This is a genomic window from Candidatus Hydrogenedentota bacterium (assembly GCA_016791475.1).
Classification (GTDB): Bacteria; Hydrogenedentota; Hydrogenedentia; order Hydrogenedentales; family JAEUWI01; genus JAEUWI01.
In genome coordinates, this window is record JAEUWI010000015.1 from 16,924 (window position 1) to 39,795 (window position 22,872).

Annotated in this window: 11 protein-coding genes; 4 read left to right on the forward strand and 7 right to left on the reverse strand. The window is 61.4% G+C overall.

Annotation, left to right across the window (positions count from 1 at the left end):
* Positions 1 to 5: 5 nt before the first annotated feature.
* Complete coding sequence (locus tag JNK74_10005; protein ID MBL7646508.1) at positions 6 to 4,880, reverse strand: 2-oxoacid:acceptor oxidoreductase family protein; 4,875 nt, start codon at positions 4,878 to 4,880, stop codon at positions 6 to 8.
* 84 nt (positions 4,881 to 4,964) lie between these two features.
* On the reverse strand, positions 4,965 to 5,846 hold the full coding sequence (locus JNK74_10010) for an RnfABCDGE type electron transport complex subunit B (protein MBL7646509.1): 882 nt from the start codon (positions 5,844 to 5,846) through the stop codon (positions 4,965 to 4,967).
* Positions 5,847 to 6,378: 532 nt separating this feature from the next.
* Here JNK74_10010 and JNK74_10015 point away from each other — a divergent pair.
* Positions 6,379 to 6,987, forward strand: coding sequence for an isoprenylcysteine carboxylmethyltransferase family protein (locus JNK74_10015; GenBank protein MBL7646510.1), 609 nt, complete (start codon positions 6,379 to 6,381; stop codon positions 6,985 to 6,987).
* Between the two features lie 12 nt (positions 6,988 to 6,999).
* On the opposite strand, the gene JNK74_10020 is transcribed toward JNK74_10015, so the two are convergent.
* The 4 genes from JNK74_10020 to JNK74_10035 form a co-directional block, all read right to left on the reverse strand.
* Positions 7,000 to 8,529, reverse strand: a complete 1,530-nt coding sequence (locus tag JNK74_10020) for a DUF342 domain-containing protein (GenBank protein ID MBL7646511.1) — start codon at positions 8,527 to 8,529, stop codon at positions 7,000 to 7,002.
* Positions 8,530 to 8,713: 184 nt separating this feature from the next.
* Complete coding sequence (locus JNK74_10025; protein MBL7646512.1) at positions 8,714 to 9,448, reverse strand: NYN domain-containing protein; 735 nt, start codon at positions 9,446 to 9,448, stop codon at positions 8,714 to 8,716.
* 117 nt (positions 9,449 to 9,565) lie between these two features.
* Complete coding sequence (locus JNK74_10030) at positions 9,566 to 10,153, reverse strand: hypothetical protein (GenBank protein ID MBL7646513.1); 588 nt, start codon at positions 10,151 to 10,153, stop codon at positions 9,566 to 9,568.
* A gap of 17 nt (positions 10,154 to 10,170) precedes the next feature.
* The gene (locus JNK74_10035; protein MBL7646514.1) at positions 10,171 to 11,826 is read right to left on the reverse strand and encodes a methyl-accepting chemotaxis protein; all 1,656 of its coding nucleotides are present in this window, start codon (positions 11,824 to 11,826) and stop codon (positions 10,171 to 10,173) included.
* Here JNK74_10035 and JNK74_10040 point away from each other — a divergent pair.
* Entirely contained in the window at positions 11,818 to 12,087 is a 270-nt protein-coding gene (locus JNK74_10040) for a hypothetical protein (GenBank protein MBL7646515.1), read from the forward strand. The genes JNK74_10035 and JNK74_10040 overlap by 9 nt on opposite strands.
* 155 nt (positions 12,088 to 12,242) lie before the next feature.
* Here the strand turns inward: JNK74_10040 and JNK74_10045 are convergent, their stop codons facing one another.
* Entirely contained in the window at positions 12,243 to 13,763 is a 1,521-nt protein-coding gene (locus tag JNK74_10045) for an alginate export family protein (GenBank protein MBL7646516.1), read from the reverse strand.
* Between the two features lie 593 nt (positions 13,764 to 14,356).
* Here JNK74_10045 and JNK74_10050 point away from each other — a divergent pair.
* Positions 14,357 to 15,979, forward strand: coding sequence for a PfaD family polyunsaturated fatty acid/polyketide biosynthesis protein (locus JNK74_10050; protein MBL7646517.1), 1,623 nt, complete (start codon positions 14,357 to 14,359; stop codon positions 15,977 to 15,979).
* 41 nt (positions 15,980 to 16,020) lie between these two features.
* Positions 16,021 to 22,857 (forward strand): KR domain-containing protein, encoded by a 6,837-nt coding sequence (locus JNK74_10055; GenBank protein ID MBL7646518.1) that lies wholly within the window; start codon positions 16,021 to 16,023, stop codon positions 22,855 to 22,857.
* Positions 22,858 to 22,872 lie beyond the last annotated feature (15 nt).

A 22,872-nucleotide genomic window follows, 5' to 3' on the forward strand; every position in this document is an offset into this window, starting at 1 on the left:
GACGCTCAAGAGAATTTCTTCGCCCGCTTCAGCAGCTTGTCAAGGTCCTTTTCCTTCGGGTCCGCCGGGGTTCCGGGATGGATAACCTGCGCCGTGCACTTCTCCGCGGCGCGCACCAGATCCTTAAAGGGACCGCCCAGCGGATCTTTCACATAGGCCTTCTTATTCTCATTGTAGGCGAAGATTTTTGGATTGATCTGAATGCATTCGTTGCACGCGGTGCAGCCGGCGGAGTCGATATAGCCCGGCGTATGACCACCCGAGCTGCCATTGTTTGAAGCGACCGGTGCGGCGGCCGGCGCACTGACGGAGGCGGCCGCCTCGATCAGGGCCGTGCCACCCCCTCCCACCATCTGCAGCAACTGGGCCGCGAGATTCTGGGCCATTTCTGCCCGAACCTCGGTTGCAATCGATTCCCGATCCGGCATCTGCGCCGGCAGAGCGATGGCGCGGAGCATGGTCCAGAACTGGATCCGGTCCTCCGCCGCCTTGACGATGGGCTCGGCGGGAATGACGCGCATGAGTTCGTTCTTCTTGCCCACCATCCAGATGTAGGGAAAAAGACCCTTGCGGTCATCGGCGGGCATTTTGATATAGTCCGCCAACGGAACCATTTTGTCGTTCCACGTGTCGCGCGGGGCCTTGCGGAACTGCTTCCGGAAGCGCCCTTCGGTCACGGCGAAGTCGGCGAAGGTCAGGGGCGCCTCCATGGATTCCGGCGCGCCTTCCTCATTGGTGTAATTAATCGTGTAGACCGGCCAGTCCGATTCCATCGCGGGATTGCCGTCCAGGTCGAAGCACTCTTGAGGCGTCGGGCCCAGGTCGGGGTTGTACCGGAAAATGGGATAGGCCCGCGACTCGACGGCCAGTTTGCTCTGCAGGCTCGCCACGTCATCCGCGATGCCGTGCTCCGGCATGCAGGGCGCATACACATTGAAAAGGGCCGGGCGGCGGATGTTGAGGCCGTCGATGAAGCCTTCGAGGAGGTGCGTCACATTGGAGACGCTGCCCTGCAGGCAGTAGGTCGTGCGGTGCGCCATGGCAATGAGGCCGATTTCCTTGCGGATTTCTTCCTTGCCCTGGAAGGCCTTGCCGTACTGGGCCATGTCCGACACCTGGCCGGTGAAACCGGAGGTGCAGGCCTGGCCGCCCGTGTTGGAGTACACCTGCGTATCCAGAATCATGACCTTGATTGGCTTGCCCGACATCATCAGCCGCGACAGGTTCTGGAAGCCGATATCGTACATGGCGCCGTCGCCACCCACCGAGACTACGGGCGGGCACAGCAGGAATTCTTCATCGGAGAAATCCCGCCAGTTGAAGTAGGTGAGACTCTTCTCGTGCTCGCGCCAGGGAAGGTCGCCCGTCAGGGCCAGTTCCGCCATGCGAATCGCCTTGAAGCCCTCGGCCATCCTGGACATGTGTCCCTCGAAAATACCCATGGCCATGCTGGGCGAATCTTGAAACAAATGATTGGTCCACGGGAAGGGATACGGGTTGAAGGGGAAGGTGGAACCCCACACCGAAGTGCAGCCGGTGGAATTGATGATACCCATGCTGGACCGGCCCTGGTGGTTGGCTCCGGTCGTATATTTCCAGTGCAGGCGCTTCAATTCGGCCATCAGCCCGGTCACCCACTTGAGCCAGTCCGGATCCAGGGGTTCCTGCGCGTGGGACGCGTCCAACCCTTCGGAAAGCCGGCCCAGGGTCAGGTCGGAGTTGCCCGCGCCCTCAATGGCGTGCTGGAGCGCGGTCGGATTGCTGAGATCAATCGTACTGGCCAACTTGAGGCGTACATGCTGCTCCAGTCGACCGATGAGATTCTCCAAGTGTTCGAGGTGCTTCTTCACGCGGCGCTGCATCAAAGCCTCAACCGTCGCCGTGAAGAGGTGGATGATGGTTTTCTCGCCGCAGCCGAGGCAGGCGCCGTCGCCGCCGCTCATGGTGAAGTAGGCGCGCTTGTCGAGCAGCAGAGTCTCCAGAGCGCCGATCTTCTCTTCCAGATCATCAATACGGATGTATTCCTGCGAGGTGGTGGGCAGCGCACGCCAGACTTCCCAGTCGCTGCGCAGCTTCTGGAGGCTTTCCGGACGCTGAGGAACGGAGCGGAGCGCGTCGTCGTTACAAACCTTGACGCACTCCATGCAGCCTTTGCAGGCATAGGGGTTCACGGTAATGGAGAGGAGACCGCCGCTGCCCGGCTTTTCCTTCTCCTTCTGGACGAAATAGGGCTTGGTGATGGAGAACTGAAAGTCGCCCAGCGCTTCGCTGAACCATTGGGCCTCTTCTTCGAGACGCGGGCGCTCGTCTTCGGGCAGCACCGCAACGGCGACAACGTCTTCGAGTACCTCGGCCAGAATCGCGCGTGGATTGGCTGCTTCGCCTTCGGTATTGAGTCGGCCACGCAAGCGATTCTCCACGGGAATCAGGGCTTTGCGCAAGTGCCGCGTCGGCCCGTGGGCCTGTTCCGCCCGCTTCGTTGCTGTGTCAAAGATTTCGTTGAGCGAATGCACAAGGCCCGGAATCGCGCTGTCGGGACAAATCGTGTAGCACGAACCGCAGGCCGTGCAATTCTCCGGCACCCAGAGGGGATGGTCGAAGCGGATCTGACTCATGTCCCGAAAGACGCCCGTGCTTGCCGGCACCACGCTCAGCCCGATAAAGGGATCCACGATGTTGTCATTGCCGCGCCCGGTCATATAGAACTCGCCGGTCTGTTCCCAGAAGCGATGGATATCGTTGAGACTCACATCTCCCCGGGGAATGTCCCGCATCATGACGGGCAGGGCAAGCTCGTGGCGAAGGATCGGCTCGGCCACCGTGGAAATCGCTTTATCCGTGACTTCCCGGACTTCGTCAAATCCACGGGCCACAACCCGGACGTTGTCTTCTACCACCCGCGCACCCTTGCCGCCGAATTTGTGCTGCAACTGCTTCCGGATGGCTTCGAAGAGCGTTTCTTCGGTGAGACCCTGTGCCGCCATCACGGGCGAAGCCTTGAAGAAGGCGCCCTGGAAGGCGTTACCCTGCATTCGGAACTGCAATTCGGGGTCGGCCGCCTCGTCGCGGGCAATTTTGAAGGCGTCGAGGTAATAGAGGCGGATCTTATGGTCGATGATGATTTTCTGGTAGGTCTTTGGGATGCTCTTCCAGACGGCGTCGGCGTCATCGAGATCAGACTGGATAATGAAGACGCCGCCATCTTTCAGGCCGGCGAGGGCATTGCTGTGATTGAATACATTCGGGTCCGGGGAAAGAACCACATCCACATAGATATATTCACAATTGATTCGAATCGGCTCGGGTGCCGCGGAAAGGTAGTAGGTCGTCGGCTGCCCCTTCTTCTCTGAGCCGTACTTGGGATTCGCCTTTATGTGGTATCCCAGGAGGTCAAACAGGGTGATGGCGAGGTTCTTGCCCGTGGTGATGGCGCCCCAGCCGCCCACCGAATGGAAGCGCACCGTGATGGCGTCCTTCGGCATCAGGTTGGGGTTCTCGCTGCCGCGGATCGCCAGTTTCCGAATGTCGGGGTAGGCGGCTTCAATCTCCTGCTGCTGAATCTGCTGTTTGGGCGTATAGGCCTTGTCGTGCAGAAAGTCGACGGAAAGGTAGAAGAAGCGCTTCTTTTCGCCGTCGGGCAGCATGTTCTCAACCGCCGCAATAAGCCCCTCGGGCTGAAGGTCGCGGCTGCCGAGACCAAAGGATCCAGAATAGAGCAGCGGCGCTTCTTCCGCGTTCTTATAAGCTTCGATACCGGGATAGGGCTGGGGACCCTTGCCGGCGCGCCCGTTTTCGAGCGCCTTGCCGATTGCGCCGCGGACTTCCTTCATGAGCGGAAGATCGGAGGCGAGGGGCTGGTCCACGCGTTCGAGAATAACGACGCCCTTGCGGCCCTTGAGCAGCTTGCTGATCAAGTCGTTCGGGAAGGGGCGGAACATGATGAGATTCACTACACCGATCTTGATCTTGCGGGTCTCGCGCAGATAGTCCGCGACGGTTTCCGCGGAACTGACCACACTGCCCTGGCCGAAGATAATATAGTCCGCGTCCTCACAGCGATACGTATTGACCCTCGCATACCCGCGACCGGTCAAGGCCTCGAACTCGGCAAAACACTGATCCGAGAGCGCCTGGATATGGTCAAAAAAGAAGGGGCGTTGCGCGGCCACGCTCTGCATGTACGCATCCTGATTCTGAACCGTTCCGATTTGCATCGGATTGTCCACGGTCCAGAGTTCGGGAATCCGACGACGGGTCTCGCCAAACATCATCTTTTGCGCCGGGGTCGGCGTGGGGATGATATCGTCGGGCCGCCCCAGATACTCCGCGATGAGCTCGCGCTCCGGCAGGAGGATGGATTCGATGAGGTGTGTCGTCAGGAACCCGTCCTGGCCGACAATACCCGGGGTGAGGGAAAGCTCCGCAATCTTGTGGGCGATGATGTTGAGATCGCACACTTCCTGAGCGCTCTTTCCGAAAACCTGGAAGAAGCCCGTATCGTCCACCGCGTGGTAGTCGTCGTGACCCGCGTGCACGTTCAAGCTCGACTTCGTCATGGCGCGGCAGCCCATATTCAACACATAGGTCAGGCGCTTGCCCACGGCCGCGTAGAGCGACTCGTGCATGTAGGCGATACCCTGGCCCGAGGAGAAGTTGGTGGCGCGGAGCCCCGTCATGGACAGGCCGGCCGTAACGGCCGCCGCCGCGTGCTCCCCTTCCGGCTCCACAAAGATCAGCGGTCGATTGGATATGTTGATATGACCTTTGGCCGTCTCTTCCGCCCAATACTCGCCCATCTGGGTCGATGGCGTGATCGGATAGGCGCCGGCCGCGTCGCTGGACTCGCGCTCGCACATGATTACCGCGCTGTTTCCGTCCATCGCCTGGCGCACCCCGGGGTACTTGGCTGTCTTTGTAATTTTGCTCATGGCAGACACCTTGAATCCGTTGTATTCTCTGTTGTCTCAGGGTCTATCGATCGTCATCACCGGAAGCGGCGACCGCCGGATGACGGGAGGAGACGCCGCACCCTTTTCCACCGAACCATTATCACCAATCCAGACAATGGCCCCGGTCGGGCATCGCTGGATAATCTCTCGTGAAAAAACCGCGTTGCGGTTATAATCCACCACCGGGAGCGCGCCCACCATGGCGACTCCGCCCCGCTCCGCGTCCGCCGCGCAACGGGCGCAACCCGTGCAAGCCACCGCGCACTCGGCCAGGGCCGCATCGCCTTCGTCGAGACTCTTGCAAGCCACCCAGAGGTGGTGGCTGGTGGGATGAATGGAAAAAAGATCTTTGGGGCACACTTCGACGCAGTCGTTGCAGGCCGTGCACCGGGCTTCGTCCACCACCGGCAGGTTGTGTTCATTCATCCGGATAGCGCCGAAACCACAAACCGCCTCGCAGTCCCCCAACCCCAGACAACCCCAGACGCATCCCTTGCCACCCCCGGCAATCAGGGCTGCGGCGCGGCAACTCGTCACATTCTGGTAGACCGCCCGGTTCCGGGCCACGTTGCTCCCGCCGGCACAGGCGAGTCGTGCAACCCGCCGCGTCGTGGCGCCCGCCTCCACCCCCAGAACCTTCGCCAGCGCCTTGAGTCCCGCCGGACCACTCACCGTGCATGCCGCTGGCGCGCTCAGGCCCGCGAGAACCGACTCCGCAAAGGCGCGACAGCCGGGGCGACCGCAAGCGCCGCAATTGGTTCCGGGGAGCATACCCGCGATTCGATCAATGCGGGGGTCAAATTCAACATACAGGCGCCGGTCGGCCAGGGCCAAGCCCAGGGAGAGCAGCACACCAAGTCCCGACATCAATAATAGAGCTATCAGCAGGTCCGACATATCACTACCTCAAATCGCGCTTCGGTGTCCACGCGCGTTCACTACGCAGCTATAAGCAAGAGAAGTGCCAACATAAACATCTGAAAAAACACCAAAAAACAGGGCTTTCTTGTGATTCGAAACCACCCCGTTCTGATGTGGCGCGCCCGATTCGATGACCAATGAACAGTTCTGCTCACGCCAGGCACCCCTGTTACACTCTTGGAACAACCTGCGCAAATCGTTGAACACTTAAAGACTTTCCGTCTCCGACACGGCGGAGCAATGGGTTCGTGAACACCGCCAGCGACGACGGGAGTTGAGGTTTCCTCATCGCACCGCACGTGATTCGCTAATGATCGGGACGCTTTCCCAAGGTTAATCGGCGCCATTTCGGGCATTGAACACAATCGCCCCTGTCATTTGTGTTCAGATCGGCGAAGACAGGACTGGAATGGGGCCGGTATTTTCCCGGGCCTGATGAATACCCGTCTTGATAGCGATACTGATTCCCCGAATGCGGGAGCCGTCTCTTCGGGGGTATACTCTGTCCATGTCCAGAGACCTTGAATATCGCATCGCCCTGATTCTCATCGCCGCAGTGCACCTGGCGATCAGCCAGCGCCAACTCCGCCGCGCGGGGGCTGGAGCGTCCGCGGCAGGGCCGAGAGCCGAAGGATTCTGGCTGGCGGCGGGGACGGGCCTGTTCTTCCTCACGTTTTGCGCAACCGCAGCGCTCCGCCTGATTGCGCCAGACTGGCTTCCCTGGCTTGAGCTGCCCCTGAGCGGCCCGTTGCGCTGGCTCGGTTTGGCGCTTATGTCTCTGGGCGCGGCGCTACACCTCTGGGGCGCCAGGCATCTGGGCCGCAACCTGACGGTCACGATCAGCACGATTGAAGGCCACCAACTGGTGACCACGGGCCCCTATCGGTGGATACGCCATCCTCTTTACACGGGCGGGATGCTGGAGTCGCTCGGCGCTTGCCTGCTCCTCGCCAGCGGAATCGTCGGCGCAAGCGCCCTCGCCTTCTGGATCCTGATCGTGGTCCGGACACCGCGCGAAGAGGCCCGGCTCCTGGAAACCTTCGGGGCGGACTATACCCGCTACGCGAAGCAGGTCGGGCGCTTTCTCCCCCGGCGTATCCCCCCGCGAATCGTATAAATCCCGGATTGCTCAATGGCTGTCGTGATGGAGGAGAAATCCGGTCACGGGGTCAAGGGACTGCTGGATATGCTGCATGTGCGTGGCCGCAAGGCGAAGCCGCCTCTCCACCAGTATGGGCCTCACCGGACCGGGCACTTCCTCCCGCACATGAAGGGTCTCCTGCTGAATGCGCAACCTGGATTCGGGATACAGCCGCAATCGAACGAGAATCACGGGGCGAGCGAGGGCGTGGGATTCCGCATAGGCATCCGTGATCGCCTCTTTCAAATCCACCACGGCGGCCTCCATCGCGGGCAGGTTGCCGAGCAAGGTCCTCAGGGCGGTTTTCGATTTCTCCGGTAGATTCGCAATCTTCCCCCGAAGTGCCGCCAGGGTGTTGTGGACCCGGTCCACGTTCTCCGTGGCGAGGCGCAACTTATTTCTGAGAATGGCGATCTGACCTTCGATACTGTGATCTTCTCCGGCTATCACCATCGTCGGGACTGAGGCCGGCGAGCCGATCTGGCCGACATCCACGCCGCCGAGCGCATTTATCTCCCCCCCGACGATGCGCCCCCTGGGAACATAGAAGGCGCCGCGCGTACTGACGGTGGAGTGCACGACCTCGCTTTCCACGGTGACGTCGCCCCCGGCCAGAATATGGGCATCCAGGATAAAACGCGCCTGAACGCCGCAGGCCGCCACAATCCGGGTATGCTCGTTTCCCGTGATGCCCCCGTGGACGTGCAGCGCGCCACCCGTTTGCACCTGCGCCCCATCAATTGTGCCCATCACTTCTATATCTCCGACGGCCTCAAGTCGGCTGCCGGGAAGAATATCGCCATGAACCAGCACCGCGCCTTCATGAGAGATGTCCCCCGTTTCAAGTCCCACGTCTCCCTGAATTTCGAAGGTGAGATCGACGGACAGAACCTCTTTGTGCCAGCGAATTCGGCCCGCCACGGTGGCGAAGTAGTTCAGGCCGGCCGCATCGGCCTCCACGTTCTCCCCCGCCCGGATCTTGCAGCGGCGGGGCTTCCGCACCCGCACCACGCTGCCTTGAAGGTCGACGCCATTCGTCCCGCTTACCGGTTCGACCACCGTCGCCAGCAGTTGACCTTCCGCCACGTTCCGATTCCCGATGCGCCGCCGAAAATTGATGCGCCCCGTGGCTTCGTCGAGCTCGAAGCCGGGATTGAAGAAATCGGCACTCCACTCGATCCGCCCGTCCACCGGGGGACGGGGAAGAGTACCGCTGAGAATTTCAACGCCGACGAACTGTGGCGTGCGCGACGCCGCCTCGTGGATGGACGCCTGGAGCTTTTCGATGGAGGGGGGCTTGGAAAGGTGGAAGCGGGAAAGACGCGCCAGTACGGCGGCGGCCAGTTCATCGAGATTCCGGCCCTGGGTGTCGCAGTCGAGCGTCACCTGCATACGGTCCTTGGACATCATGAGCCGAAATCCATCGGACTCCTCCCCCGCCTCCAGCGCGGAATCTTCCGTGATCTCCGCCGGTGCGCGTGGCGCTTCGCTGTGCTCGGGAGACTGCCCAGGTACCATACGCTCTCCTCTTTTCGCTTCTCCCGCGCCGTGCCTCGGGATGCGAAGCACCCGAAGCCCGGCCAGGAAGACTTTCCGTCTCCCCGGAAGGCGCAAAACACCCGCGCGCAAAGCCGCGACCGGGCCTGTCCCGATTGTAACATGATTCTGCGCGAAACACGGCGCGGAAATTCCGAGCTGGAGTCTATTTCTGCTTCAGATACATTGCGCTGTTGTTGTTTCGCATCTCGATGTCAAAAAGGCCCGTCTCGCGAATCAGATCGCTCAGTCGCTTGTAACCGTAGTTGATCGATGAAAAGGAGGTGTTGTTGTTGATGTAGTTGATCACCTGGGAAAAATTCGCCCAGCCGTCATTCTCGTCCGCTTTCTCATCCACGGCGTTGCGCAGCATTTTCACCAACGTCGTATCTTGCCGCAATTCCTTGCGGGTCTTTTTCTTCAACGTTGAGGCTTCCGCTCCATCATCCTCCACCGCATTCTTCTCGGCGATCAGTTTATCCGTGTTGATGAACCGCGAGCAGGCATTTACCAGCGACTCGGGAGTCTTGGTGGCGCCGAAGCCGTACACCTTCAGGCCGCTGGTCTTTAGCCGCATGACAAGTGGGGTGAAGTCGCTGTCGCTGGTCATCAGCGCGATGCCGTCCAGCTTCTGGCCGTAGAGGAGGTCCATGGCGTCGATGATCATGGCCGCATCGGTGGCGTTTTTCCCTTTGGTGTAGGCGAACTGTTGAATGGGCTGAATTGCGAAGGGATGAAGGGTCTCTTCCCAGCCCTTGAGCTCCGAATTCTTCCAGTTGCCATAGGCCCGGCGAATATTCACCACCCCGTGGTTTGCAAGTTCGTTGAGCACACCGTCTATCGCCTGGTGGCTGACGTTGTCGCAATCGATCAGCAACGCTATCCTGGCCTCTTTCTCCATAAACTTCCTTCCCGGACCACAAAGGGCCCTCGAAATGAAACCTGCGCCCTGATTCCGTCGCGGCGCTTTGCCGCGCCGGGCTTCGGGCGCAGGGATCGTCATCCAACCAATACGGGGTCAATCCACCGCGGTAACGACCCTCGGCTTTCGCGGATCGTTTACATCCACGACCAGGTCGGCCCCGGTCATGGGGCCGTACTCGGCGAAATAGTGGGCGAAGCCGGGCGCGGCGAGGGCTTCGAGGCCCTCCGCCTTGGCGCCCGTTGCCATGCGTCCGGCCAGAACATCGGGTGCCACGTCAAGATACACACGCAGGTCAAAGATGTCGGCCAAAGCACCGGTGTATAGAAATGTACCGTCGGCGACGACAATATCCCCGCCTTCCGCCAGCTCCTGAAGGGTCCGCCGCGCGAGGGCGAAGTCGATGCTTTCCTCGCCGTACTGTTGCACCAGTTCGGGCGTAACGCCGCCCTTCAGTGCGCCCAGAATCCTCTGGCGCACTTCGGCGTCCGCGCAGTTTTCCAGATGAAAAGCGGCCACATCCCGGCCCGCTCCGGCGAGATGGGTTTTCAATCCTTTGGCGACGGCGGCGTTTACCGCGCCGTCCGGGCCGTTGACCCCGACCACGATCGCCCGCCCTTCCAACTCCAGATCCGCGCAACGCCGCGCCACCTGCTCACAAATCAGATTCAACTCTTTAGACACTCAACTACGCTCCTGAACTACACGATAAACTGTTCCACCAGATGCTTCTGCCTGGACGCAAGTCCAGACAGCTCATCGGCACTGCTCCGGGTGCCCGAAGCACTCTGGGAGGTTTCGTCCGCCGCCCTGCTGATGGCCGCAACGTTTCGGGCGATCTCGTTCATGCCGAGATCGGCCTCGCCGGCGTTGCGCGCGATCTCCTGCGCCGCATTGGCAAGTTCGCTCATGTGGCGGGTAATTTCAGAGACATCCATCAACGCGCTGCCGAGATTCGCGGACACTTCCATGGTGCCCCGCGCGGTTTCCTCCACGCGCCGGCTGATTTCGCCCGCTCCCTGCGCCACCTCGCCAATGTTGCTGGAGATATTGTTGGTGGCCTGGGTCTGCTCTTCCACCCGGCTGGCGATGTTGCCCGCAATGCCGTCGATGGTGCCTATGATACCACTAATGGCATCTATCGCCGCCACTGTCTCCTGTGTGCTGTGCTGCATGCTCTGCACCTGCGTCCGGATTTCCTCCGTCGCCCGCGCCGTGCGCTTCGCCAGCTCCTTCACTTCGCTGGCCACCACGGCGAAGCCCTTGCCCATCTCGCCCGCCGAGGCCGCCTCTATGGTTGCATTCAAGGCGAGGAGATTCGTCTGGCTGGCGATACTCGAGATGACGCCCACCACGTTTCCGATTTCCTCCGCCGACTTGCCCAGGCCCCGCACGGTTTCGATGGTGCGACTCGCCATTTTCGCCGCGTCGGAGGTCACCTTCGCCGCCTCGCTTGAGCTGGAGGAAACGTCCTGCAGCGTTGCGGACATCTCTTCGATGGCCGCGGCCACGCTTTCGATGGAGGTGGACATCTGAGTCACGGCGGACGCGATGGTGTTCATATTGGCCGAGGTTTCTTCGACCGATCCGCCAATGTTGTTGAGGTTGTTCGATATACTGTCCGAGGATTCGGCCACGGTGCTCGCGCTGGAGCTGATTTCGGTTATCGCCGAGGCGACGCTCTTCACGTTGGCCGAAGCCTCTTCGGTAGCGGCGGCCGAGGCCGAGGATTGCGACTTGGTGGACTCGGCCGTATGCGATAGCGCCGTCGCGGTGTTGGAAAGGGTCACGGTCGCGTGGGAAAGAGTCTCCGCGTTCGACGCGATGTCCCGAATGATGCCCTGAAGTTTCTCCACGAAAATGTTGAACCAGCGCGCCAATTCGGCGAACTCGTCGCCGCCCGAATCATTCAGACGGCGGGTGAGGTCGCCCTCGCCCTGAGCGATATCCTTCAGCAGGGCCACGGTCCTGCCCAGGGAGCGGGTGATGGCGAGGGCGATTACGTAGCCGAACAGCACCGTGGCGACGCAGGCGCCCAGTCCCGCCAGAACAAAGGCTTGGCGAGCCCGCGCCGCACTTGTCTGTGCTTCCCCAGCCATCGTAGTGGCCGCTTCCTGGTCAGTCTTTATCTTTTCTTCAATCGCCGCGATGCGTTTGTCTAGAGATTCCTGCATAACATTTAAGAAATCGTCCCGCATCACGTCGAACGTTTCAATAGAAGTACGCGCCATTTCCTGTCCTGCAGCGCGATTCATAGCTTCGTCGGCGATATTGTAGATCTCCGCTTTCCACGACGCGAACACCTTAACAAACTCGGTGTTTAACTCGTCCACTTCGGGAGCGCTTCCTTGCAGCATGATGATTGCCTCTCGAAGCCTAGGCTCTGCGTCCTCGAGGATATTCTTGTCTATCTTGGCCCTTTGTGCGGCGCGTTCTTCTTGCGTCACGGCTTCCTGAATGGCTTGTTCGGCGATGTATGCCTGGTGAAGATCGCGGTCAGCCTCCAACATATTCTTGATGCTTGCCCGCATCGTATTGATCGACGCAAAATCCACTTCAATCAATGGTGTGAATCGTTGCGTGACAAGATTATCAGCCGTAGAGCTGAGCACCCCTAGCGAGTGCCAGCCGTACCCGATCAACACGAGAAGGGTGAGAACTGGAATTCCCAGCATAATTCCGATCTTAGTCCTGATCCGCATTGCCCAACCCTTTGCTCTTGCAATTGAGAGCCGGCTCCGGGGCACGAACCCGGAGCCGACTCGGACTCGCCTCAGAACTTTATGCCAAACATCGTTTCGATATAGTCGGCGTCATCATCGTCGCTGCCCTGGAAGAATCCCAGACCATAGCGATCCGTGAAATTCCCGTCGGAAATGGCATCCCCGGTGAACAGGTGCTCCCATCGAAAGCGGATCCAGAAATCCTCGGTCATGTAGTAACGGCCCCAGATGGAGGTCTGCAGCCCGAGATCGTCATCGGACTCTCTGGTCCAGAAGCTGAGAAAGGGCAGCCCCAGCGCGGGGCGGTCAAAAGTCTCATCCACCCAGAACTGTTCCAGTTCAAAGGCCAACTCGGTCTTCTCCGTGGGAGCCAGCTCAAGCCCGAGGCGTATGGCCTGGAAGTTTGTAAGAGTCTGGCCACTGTCCAGAATGAAGGAGTACTTGCCCGAAGTGTGGGCAAAAAGGCGATTGAAGGAAACGCTGGCCTCGGGCTGGTAAAGCGGGTTTAAGAACTCGAGTACCGAGATATCCCGGTTGTCTTCTCCCTCGTACCACGCGCCGCCAAGATAGACGCGGGGCGAAAAGCGCGTGTCGAAGGTATAGCCCATTTCGAGATCGGTGCCAAAGGTTCCGAACTCGGCGTCGTCGTCGCCATAGGTGCCGCCCACGGGCTTAAATCCGAAGCCCTGCTGGCCGGCATCGCCGAACTGGTAGGCCAGCTCCCAATCGAAGTCGAAGGCCCCCCAGCCGCCGAAAAGCCGCGTGCCGATGGTATGGAGCTCCGTCGCGCCGTAGTCGTCCAGACCGCGCAGGTCCTCAAACCATTCGCCGGCCGGGCTGAAGGTCGTGTCGTTCAGCGGGCTCGCATCCCGCAGAAACATCCAGTACAGGGACGCGCTAACGGACTCGTAACCCTCGTAGGTGCCATAGACGCCGTAGAAATCGACATCGTCGTCACTGCTGAAGGATTCGGCCAGCTTGCTCCACCAGGCGTCTACCGTGAAGTCGTTTTCATCGTAGGTCACGCGAATTCCATCAAAGGACTGGGCCGTCAGGGTCGAATGGTATTCCGCCACCAGCCAGCCCTTGCCAAAATTCATGATCTGGCGCCCGAGCCGTACCCGAAGGGGCGTGCCGAAAGCATGGTCGACTTCAACGTACGATTGGAGCAACTTCACGTCTGAACCGGCGCCGATCGCGTCCACACCGGTCACGTAATTGGAGCGGAAATCTTCGCCCCACACGTCATAGGATTCAAACTCGATCAGAGTCAGCACGTCGTCCGTGAAACGCGAGGTGACGTGAAGTCGGGTCTGCATTTCCCCGTAGTACCGGTCTTCGCCATCGTCGTCGAAGCGAAAGCGACTTCCGAGACCCAACGGTCCGATGGGACGTCGCCAGACTTGAGAATTGGGGATCAGGACCCGGGCGGGCTCGCCTGCGGTATTCTGATAGTTCAGGTTCCCCCGGATTCGGATCTTCAGTTCCCCCCCCACTTCCACACTTTGCAGCTCGGCCGAGGCCGACGCGCCCGCCCCTATTAACACAAACAAAGCCAACCATTTGAACATCTTGCTGTCTCCTTCCTTCCAGGCGGCATGCCCATTACCTCTATGCACAAAGTGTCCTGAAACGGCGCTCTTATTCCATGGACCCTACCCGAAACTCAGTATAAGGCGTCCCATGACTTTAGACAAGATAATAATTTCAATAATGATCACCCGCACCGTCGGAACCTACGGAAGCCAATAATGTTTTTTCGCAGTATTATGAATTAGGCGCTCGAGCACCTTCCGGAATTCAACCCCCGCGCGACAAAGGACCGCACGAGGGGAGCGCCACGCTTCACGGGGGCTGGACTCTGCCCCTGCCGCCATTACGCCGGACTTGGTGCGCCCCGCCCGTGAATCGCACCCCACGCACCGCCGCAAGTGGCGTTTTTGCAGCGGTTAGTGCTATGATGAGCCGCTTATTGAGAACCCCTGCGCGCTGGCGTAGACCCCGCACAAGCGGGGCGGGCCCAGGGGCGACGGGTTGCCGATCAGCCACCTTGGACCTCGGACCGCGCGCCAGCTTAAATCAAACCGCCGCTTTACGTTAGCGCTTTGCGCGCCCTTGGCGAATTTTCAGGATCACCGGAATGTCGTTGGGTATACAGCAATCCATGAGTACGGCAGCCCCCCCCTGGGGATGGGTGGGGTTGGATGCCGCGCTCCAGCCCCTCGCCGATCCCCGCTTCGCGACCGTGCTTCACCATACCGAATTGCCCTTCTCCGTGGTCCGGGATCCTCAGGGCGAACTCGCCGCCACCACGTCCTTGCCCGAGCGCAACGTGTCTTCGGGCCTCCCCGCCCTGGCCCTGGGCCTCCCGTGCCGGGCGAGCCAACTGGGCGACCCCACATTTCGTCGGGACCACCGTGTACGATACGCCTTCTATGCGGGCGCGATGGCCAACGGCATCGCCTCGGAAGAATTGGTGGAGGCCCTGGCCAAAGAGGGCCTACTGAGCATTTTCGGCGCGGCGGGTTTGTCTATCGAGCGCGTCAGGGAAGCCGTTGAACGCCTTCAGGCCAATCTGGGCGACCGCCCCTTCGGCTGCAATTTGATCCACAGCCCCAACGAGCAGGACCTGGAAGCCGCCGTGGCGCAGCTCTTTATCGAGCGCGGCGTGACCTTGGTGGAGGCCTCGGCCTATCTTGATCTGACGCCTTCGGTGGTGCGCTATCGCGTCCACGGCATACACGAAGACGGCGAAGGCAACATTGTCACGCCCAACCGAGTAATCGCGAAGATTTCGCGCGTCGAAGTGGCCACGAAATTCCTTTCGCCCCCGCCCGCGAAATTCCTGGAGAGGCTCGTGGCCGATGGCCACATCACGGCGGCCCAGGCGGCCCTGGCCTCGAGGATTCCCATGGCGGACGATATCACCGCCGAGGCGGATTCCGGCGGCCACACCGACAACCGCCCCGCCCTCGCGCTCCTGCCCGCGATCATCGCCCTGCGGGATCGAATTCAGGCCGAACAACAGTATGCTGGAGCCCCGCGCGTGGGCCTGGCCGGCGGCATCTCCACCCCGGCCGCGGCGGCGGCGGCCTTCGCCATGGGCGCGGCCTATATCGTAACGGGCACGGTCAATCAGGCCTGTGTCGAAAGCGGTTCCTCAGATATTGTTCGTCAGATGCTCGCGGAAGCGGAGCAGGCGGACACGGCCATGGCCCCGGCCGCGGATATGTTTGAGATGGGCGTGGAGGTGCAGGTGTTGAAGCGCGGCACGATGTTCAGCATGCGGGGCGCGCGGCTCTACGAGCTGTATCGCCAGTATGCCAGCATCGACGAGATCCCCGCAGTGGAGCGGGAAAAGCTGGAAAAGACGATATTCCGCGCGACCCTCTCGCAGGTGTGGGAAGACACCAAAGCCTTTTTCCAGAAGCGCGACCCAAAGCAGATTGCCCGCGCGGAGCAGGACCCTAAACACAAGATGGCGCTGATTTTTCGTTCCTACCTGGGTCAGGCCTCCATCTGGGCCAACCGGGGTGAGACGTCGCGTAAGATCGACTTTCAAATCTGGTGCGGCCCCGCCATGGGCGCCTTCAACGAGTGGGTGCGCGGCACCTTCCTCGATGACCCCAAGCGGCGCGAGGCGGCACTGGTCAATCTGAATATTCTGCACGGCGCGGCGGTAGTACACCGGTGCACCAGTCTGGCCAGCCAGGGTATCCCCGTCCCGCCCGCGTGCATGCGGTATCGCCCGCTGGAGCGCGTCCAACTGGAGGAGTTCATCCGGTGAATAAGCCATCGACTACGCCCGCCGATATCGCTATCGTCGGCATGGGTTGCCTTTTTCCCAAGGCGAATCACCTGGGCGCCTATTGGGCGAATATCAAACATGGTATTGACGCCATTATCGAGACGCCCGAGAGCCACTGGCGTCCGGAAGACTATTACGACGCGAACCCGAAGCGCCCCGACTTCACCTACGGCAAGCGCGGCGGCTTTCTGGAGGCTATTGACTTCAATCCGCTGGCCTATGGCATGCCGCCGAACGCGCTGGAAGCCACGGACACGGCCCAGTTGCTTGGCATGGTGGCGGCGGAGCACGCCCTGCGCGATGCGGGCATTGGCCACGACACCGAATTCGACCGCGACCGCGTCAGCGTAGTCCTGGGCGTCACGGGAGCGCTGGAGCTGGTCATCCCCCTGGGCGCACGCCTTGGCCACCCGAAGTGGCGCGAGGCCATGGCCGACGCGGGTCTGGATGCCGCCACGATTGACGACGTGCTAGAACGCATGGGCCAGCACTATGTGCCGTGGCAGGAAGCCTCCTTTCCCGGCTTGCTGGGCAACGTGGTGGCGGGCCGCATTACGAAGCACCTGAACCTCGGCGGCACCAACTGCGTGGTGGACGCGGCCTGCGCCAGTTCCCTGAGCGCGGTGCACCTGGCGGCGCTGGAGTTGCAGGCGGGCAAGAGCGATCTGGTGATCACGGGTGGCGTGGACACCTTTAACGACATTTTCATGTTCATGTGCTTCAGCAAGACCCCGGCCCTCTCCCCGACCGGCAATGCGAAACCCTTTGACGCGAGCGGCGACGGCACGATCCTCGGTGAAGGCCTGGGCATGATCGCCCTGAAACGCCTGAGCGACGCCGAACGCGACAATGACCGCATCTATGCCGTCATCAAGGGCATAGGCGCATCGAGCGATGGCAAAGGCGATGCAATTTATGCGCCCAGCGCGCCGGGCCAGGTGAAAGCCCTGAACCGCGCCTACGAACAGGCCGGCATCGATCCGCGCACGATTGAACTTGTGGAAGCCCACGGCACGGGCACAGCCAAAGGCGACGCGGTAGAGATCAGCGCACTCTCGACGGTCTATGGCAGTGCGGAGAACGGTCCGTGGTGCGCCATCGGCTCGGTGAAGTCCCAGATCGGCCACACCAAGGCGGCGGCGGGATCGGCTGCCCTTATCAAAGCGGCCATGGCCCTGTACACGAAGACGCTCCCCCCCACCATCAAGGTGAAGGAACCCCTGGGCCCGCTGCGGAACACGGATACGCCCTTCTATGTGAATACCCAACTTCGCCCCTGGCTGCCCCGCGCGGAACACCCGCGCCGCGCCGGAGTGAGTGCCCTGGGCTTTGGCGGCAGCAATTTTCATTGTGTGCTGGAAGAGTACGAAGCCACGAAAGCCACCCCGGACTGGGACGGCGATGTGGAGATTCTTGCCTTCTCGGGGGCGAATACTGCCGCGATCGTTTCCGCGCTGGACTCGTTCCCCGTTGCGGAAAAATGGAGCGCACAGCGCGTTGCCGCAGATACCCTTCGCGACGCTTTCGACGCGAAAGCCCCCTGCCGCTTGGCGCTCGTGGTGCGAAATGGCGAGACCGATGTCCCGAAGCTCATCGCACAGGCGAAGAGCACGTTGACGTCCAAGGGCACGACCACTTCCTGGAGCATCCCCACCGGCATCTACTTCGGTGCGGGTGAAGCCCCCGGCAATCTCGCTTTTCTCTTCCCCGGACAGGGAACCCAGTATCCCGGCATGTTGCGGGACCTCGCGTGCCAGTTCCCGGAATTCCTGAACGTACTCGCCGAGGCCAACGCAATCTATGACGCCGCCCCCGGAACACCCCGCCTCACGGATCGTATCTATCCACACCCCGCCTTTACGCCCGAGGCCGAGACCGACCACCAGCGGCAATTGACCGCGACGGTGGTCGCGCCATCCGCCATTGGCGCGGTGAGCGCCGGCGCCCTTCGTGTCGTGGAACGATTTGGTATCACACCCGACGCCATGGCGGGGCACAGTTATGGGGAAATCGTGGGACTGCTCGCTTCGGGCAAGGTGAGCGAAGCCGACTTCCATCTCCTTTCCAAGTTGCGCGGGTCGCTCATGGGCCAGGGCCAGGGCGACAAGGGCACCATGATGGCCGTGCGCGCGCCCGAAGACCGCGTGCAGGAGCTTATCGATTCGTCCGGCTTGAAGGTCATCATAGCGAACAAGAACGCGCCGGAGCAGATGGTGCTGGCGGGCGGGACGGAAGCCATGGCCGAGGCCGAAGCTGCCTTCAGTAAACTTGGCATTCAAGCAAAGATGCTGCCAGTGGCGGCGGCCTTCCACAGCGAGTATGTGTCCCATGTGCGCGATCCCTTCCTGCAAGCGTTGCAGGGAATGGAAATCGGCGCGGGAACCGTGCCGCTTTATGCCAACACCAACGCAGAGCCTTATCCGGATAACCAGGACACCGTGCGGGTCTTAATCGCCGAGCAACTCGCCAGGCCCGTGGAGTTTGTTCGTCAAATCCAGCGCATGTACGCCGATGGGGTACGGACTTTCCTGGAAATCGGTCCCGGCTCGCGCATGTCGGGCCTTGTGGACGCCATCCTGGGCGACGCGCCCCACAACGCCGTGGCCATCGACGGATCGAACGGCAAGCGTGATGGCATCGTCGATCTGGCCCGCGCGCTCGCGGAAATTGCGGTGCTGGGCTATGCCGTCAATCTTGACGCGTGGAACGACGGAGCCCCGGTCGATCCGGAGTCGCTGAAACCCAAAGCCAAGATGACCGTGCCCATCTGCGGCGCCAATTACGTGACCCCGCGCGAAAAGAAACCCAAGTCCGCGCCCCGCCCCGTGGCGGTGGCCCAACCGGCCCAGGCCGTGAATTCGACCATGACGCTTACACCATCCACACCCGCCGCGCCCGCGCAGCACGCGAGTCCCCAGCCCGTTGCCATGCCGAACGCCGCACTCCAGGCCACGGAACATCACCTGATCGCGCTGCAGCGCATGCAGCAGCAAACCGCCGATCTGCACCGCCAGTTCCTGGAAGGACAGCAGGCCGCGCTGGAAACCTTCCGCGCATTGCTCGGCCAGCAGCAGGGCTTGATGAGCGGACAGCCTGTGGCGGCTTTCGCGCCCGTGGCGACCGCGCAGGTTACACCGCAAGCGCCTGTAGTTTATCGGACCGATCAGACGGATCGGACCGATTCGGTTGTGGCATCACCGGCGATTGTGGCGGTATCCACGCCCCTGGCGACTCCCACTGCCCGAAACACCTCGGGCATTGAAGCCGCACTTTTGGCCACGATTTCCGAAAAGACCGGCTACCCCACCGAGATGCTGGAACTGGGGATGTCCCTCGATGCCGATCTGGGCATCGATTCCATCAAGCGCGTGGAAATCCTTTCCGGCTTGAAAGAGCGCCTCCCCGAGGCGCCCGAATTTGGCCCCGACCAACTGGGCACCTTCCACACGCTTGGCGATATCGTGAACTACATCGCGGCGAACAGCACACATCGATCAGATCGGTCTGATCCGTCGGATCGGTCCGATGACCGCGCGACGAAAACTGTAGTCAGCACCACGGCCATCGAAACGGCGCTCCTCGCGACCATCGCGGAAAAGACCGGCTACCCCACCGAGATGCTGGAACTGGGGATGTCCCTCGATGCCGATCTGGGCATCGATTCCATCAAGCGCGTGGAAATCCTTTCCGGCCTGAAAGATCGCCTGCCCGATGCGCCCGAGTTTGGCCCTGACCAACTGGGCACCTTTCACACCCTCGGCGACATCGTGAACTACATCGCGGCGAACAGCGCACATCGATCAGATCGGTCTGATCCGTCGGATCGGTCCGATGGCCCCGCGACGAATACGGCGGTCGGCACCGCGGCCATCGAGACGGCCTTACTCGCGACCATCGCCGAGAAAACCGGTTATCCCACCGAGATGCTCGAGCTCGGCATGTCCCTCGATGCCGACCTCGGCATCGATTCCATCAAGCGGGTGGAGATTCTCTCCGGCCTGAAAGATCGCCTGCCCGATGCGCCCGAGTTTGGCCCCGACCAACTGGGCACCTTCCACACCCTCGGCGACATCGTGAACTACATCGCGGCGAACAGCGCACATCGATCAGATCGGCCTGATCCGTCGGATCGGTCCGATGGCCCCGCGACGAAAACTGTGGTCAGCACCACGGCCATCGAAACGGCCCTGCTCGCGACCATCGCGGAAAAGACCGGCTATCCCACGGACATGCTCGAACTCAACATGGCGCTGGACGCGGACTTGGGTATTGATTCCATCAAGCGCGTGGAAATTCTCTCCGCCTTGAAAGATCGCCTGCCGGAAACGCCCGAGTTTGGCCCCGACCAGTTGGGACAATTCCATACGCTGGGCGACATCGTGGCGTTCATTGCGGCTTCCGGTGCAAATCGGACCGATCAGACGGATTCGACTGATCGGACACCGAAGATGCTTTCCACGCCCGAAGCCACGCCCGGCGATCCCCTTTCCATTCGTGCGGTCACCGCCGTTCCCACGGCGCTTGACGCGGGCGACCCACTTGCCCTTGGCGGCGGCACGCTGGTCGTGGTGTCCACGGGCAATCCGCTCGGCGGCGCCCTGGCCGCCTTGCTGAGAGAGCGCGGTCTCGACGTTAAAGCCAGTTTCTGGAATGACTCGCCAGCGACCTTGCCCGACTCGCTTGCAGGGTTGATTCTGGTTGCGCCGGAGGGCCCAAGCCCCCACGACCTCATGGAAAACGCCTTTGCCTGGATCCAGCAGGCGGGCGCGCGCATGAAGGCCAACAACGCGGGCTTGATTGCGAGTATTACTCAACTCGACGGAGCGTTTGGCACCGTCGCCATCAAAGGCGATGCCCTGATGGGTGGTCTTGCGGGACTGGTGAAGACTGCCGCCCACGAGTGGCCCGCGATCACGTGCAAGGCTATAGATATTGCTCCCGATGCGCCATCGCCGGTAAATCAGGTAATCGACGTGCTCTTGCAGAAGAGCGCCACCGAGATTGGCATTACGGTCGACGGCCTGGTCACCCTGTGCCTGGTGCCGAATGAATTGGCAGGATCGTCAGCAGCACCCATTACCCCCGGCGATGTCGTCGTCGTAACCGGCGGTGCGCGGGGCGTCACAGCCGATGTCGCCCTCGCCATGGCGAAGGCGTGGAAGCCCACGCTGCTCCTGCTGGGTCGCAGTGCCCCTCCAACCGCGGAAGCTTCCTGGCTCGCGCCGCTGGCGACAGAAGCAGAAATACGGCAAGCCCTGCTGGCCCGGGCCAACGGCGCGCTGAAGCCTAAAGAACTGCGCGAGGCGCTTGATACCGTACTCCGGAACCGGGAAGGCTTGCGCAATATCGAGGCCATGGTGGCGGCGGGCGCCGAGGTGCAGTACCACGGCACGGATATCCGCGACGCCAATGCAGTCGCTACGCTATTGGACGAAATCCGTGCGTCACGCGGTCCGATCCGTGGCATCGTCCACGGCGCGGGCGTGCTGGCGGACCGACTGATCGAAGACAAGACTCTGGAGCAATTCAATCAGGTCTACGGCACGAAGGTGGACGGGCTGAACGCGCTCCTCGCGGGCGTGGGCGGTGATGATCTGAAGTTCATCGCGCTCTTCTCGTCCTCCACGGGACGCTTTGGTCGCAAGGGACAGATCGATTATGCCGCGTCCAACGAGATTCTCAACAAGATCGCTCAGCGCGAGGCCAAAGCCCGGCCGAATTGCCGCGTGGTTTCCGTTAATTGGGGCCCCTGGGCGGGCGGAATGGTCAATGCGGATCTCGCGAAACTATTCAAATCCGAGGGCGTCGGTCTCATTGGCCTGAATGATGGTGCGGAGTTCCTGGTGGAGGAATTGAGCCAGCCGACGCCACGCCCGGTAGAAATTGTCGTGATGGGCGGTGAAATTCCGGCGTTCAATGTTTCGCCCGTGCCCGTCGCGCCGGCGCGAAAAGCTTCCGGCGCCGCGTTCCGTACCGCGCTCGAAATCGATTTGAGCGCCGACGCGTTCCCCTTTCTGAAATCACACGTACTTGCGGGTAAAGCGGTGCTTCCCGTCGCCATGATCAGCGAGTGGTTCGCCCACACGGCCCTCCACACCCACCCGGGCCTGCGCTTCCATGGCTTTGATGACCTGCGGGTCTTCAAGGGCGTTACGCTGGACGCGGAAGAAGTCCAAACGCTTCAGCTTTGTACCGGAGACGTGGAGCAATCGCGCGGTGGTGCGGCGATTCCCGTCGAGCTGCGCAGTCATGCGGTCGGCGGCAAGGAGGTGCTCCATGCGGCCGCCCTGGTCCATCTCGCAGAGACGCTGCCCTCGGGCGAGGCCCGGATCAAGGCGCGCGATCTCCAGGCGAAGGCTTACAACAATGGCGGCCTCTATGAAGGCGGCCACCTCTTCCACGGACCGGCCTTTCAGGGCCTGCATTCGGTGGATGGTGCGGGCAATGACCTGATCGCCGCCCTCGTGGGCAAGGCGCCCGCGCCGAAAGACTGGATTCTCGCGCCCATGCGAAATACCTGGCTCGCGGATCCGCTCATCCTGGACAGCAGTTTCCAGATGATGATCTTGTGGTCCTTCCGCCAGTATGGCGTGGGCAGCCTGCCGAGTTTTCTGCGCGAGTACCGGCAGTTTACCGGCCGATTCCCGAATGACGGTGCGCGCATCGTGATCCAGGTGACGGAGCACAACAAGCGAAAAGCGACTGCGGACATCGAATTTGTGGATCCGAAGTCAGGTGCATTGATCGCGCGCATTAGCGGCTATGAATGCACGCTGGGCTCGTTTCTAAACAAGGCCTTTCAGAATAACAAACTTGAAATGCGCAGCGCCGCAGGGACTGACGCGGACACGCGATGATGACCGCGCTCGCGA

Coding starts and splice junctions, on each gene's coding strand:
- JNK74_10020 (MBL7646511.1), bottom strand. CDS start 8,529: ATGGTACCTGGGCAGTCTCCCGAGCACAGCGAAGCGCCACGCGCACCG.
- JNK74_10050 (MBL7646517.1), top strand. CDS start 14,357: ATGAGTACGGCAGCCCCCCCCTGGGGATGGGTGGGGTTGGATGCCGCG.
- JNK74_10045 (MBL7646516.1), bottom strand. CDS start 13,763: ATGTTCAAATGGTTGGCTTTGTTTGTGTTAATAGGGGCGGGCGCGTCG.
- JNK74_10035 (MBL7646514.1), bottom strand. CDS start 11,826: ATGCTGCAAGGAAGCGCTCCCGAAGTGGACGAGTTAAACACCGAGTTT.
- JNK74_10015 (MBL7646510.1), top strand. CDS start 6,379: ATGTCCAGAGACCTTGAATATCGCATCGCCCTGATTCTCATCGCCGCA.
- JNK74_10055 (MBL7646518.1), top strand. CDS start 16,021: ATGGGTTGCCTTTTTCCCAAGGCGAATCACCTGGGCGCCTATTGGGCG.
- JNK74_10010 (MBL7646509.1), bottom strand. CDS start 5,846: ATGTCGGACCTGCTGATAGCTCTATTATTGATGTCGGGACTTGGTGTG.
- JNK74_10025 (MBL7646512.1), bottom strand. CDS start 9,448: ATGGAGAAAGAGGCCAGGATAGCGTTGCTGATCGATTGCGACAACGTC.
- JNK74_10005 (MBL7646508.1), bottom strand. CDS start 4,880: ATGGACGGAAACAGCGCGGTAATCATGTGCGAGCGCGAGTCCAGCGAC.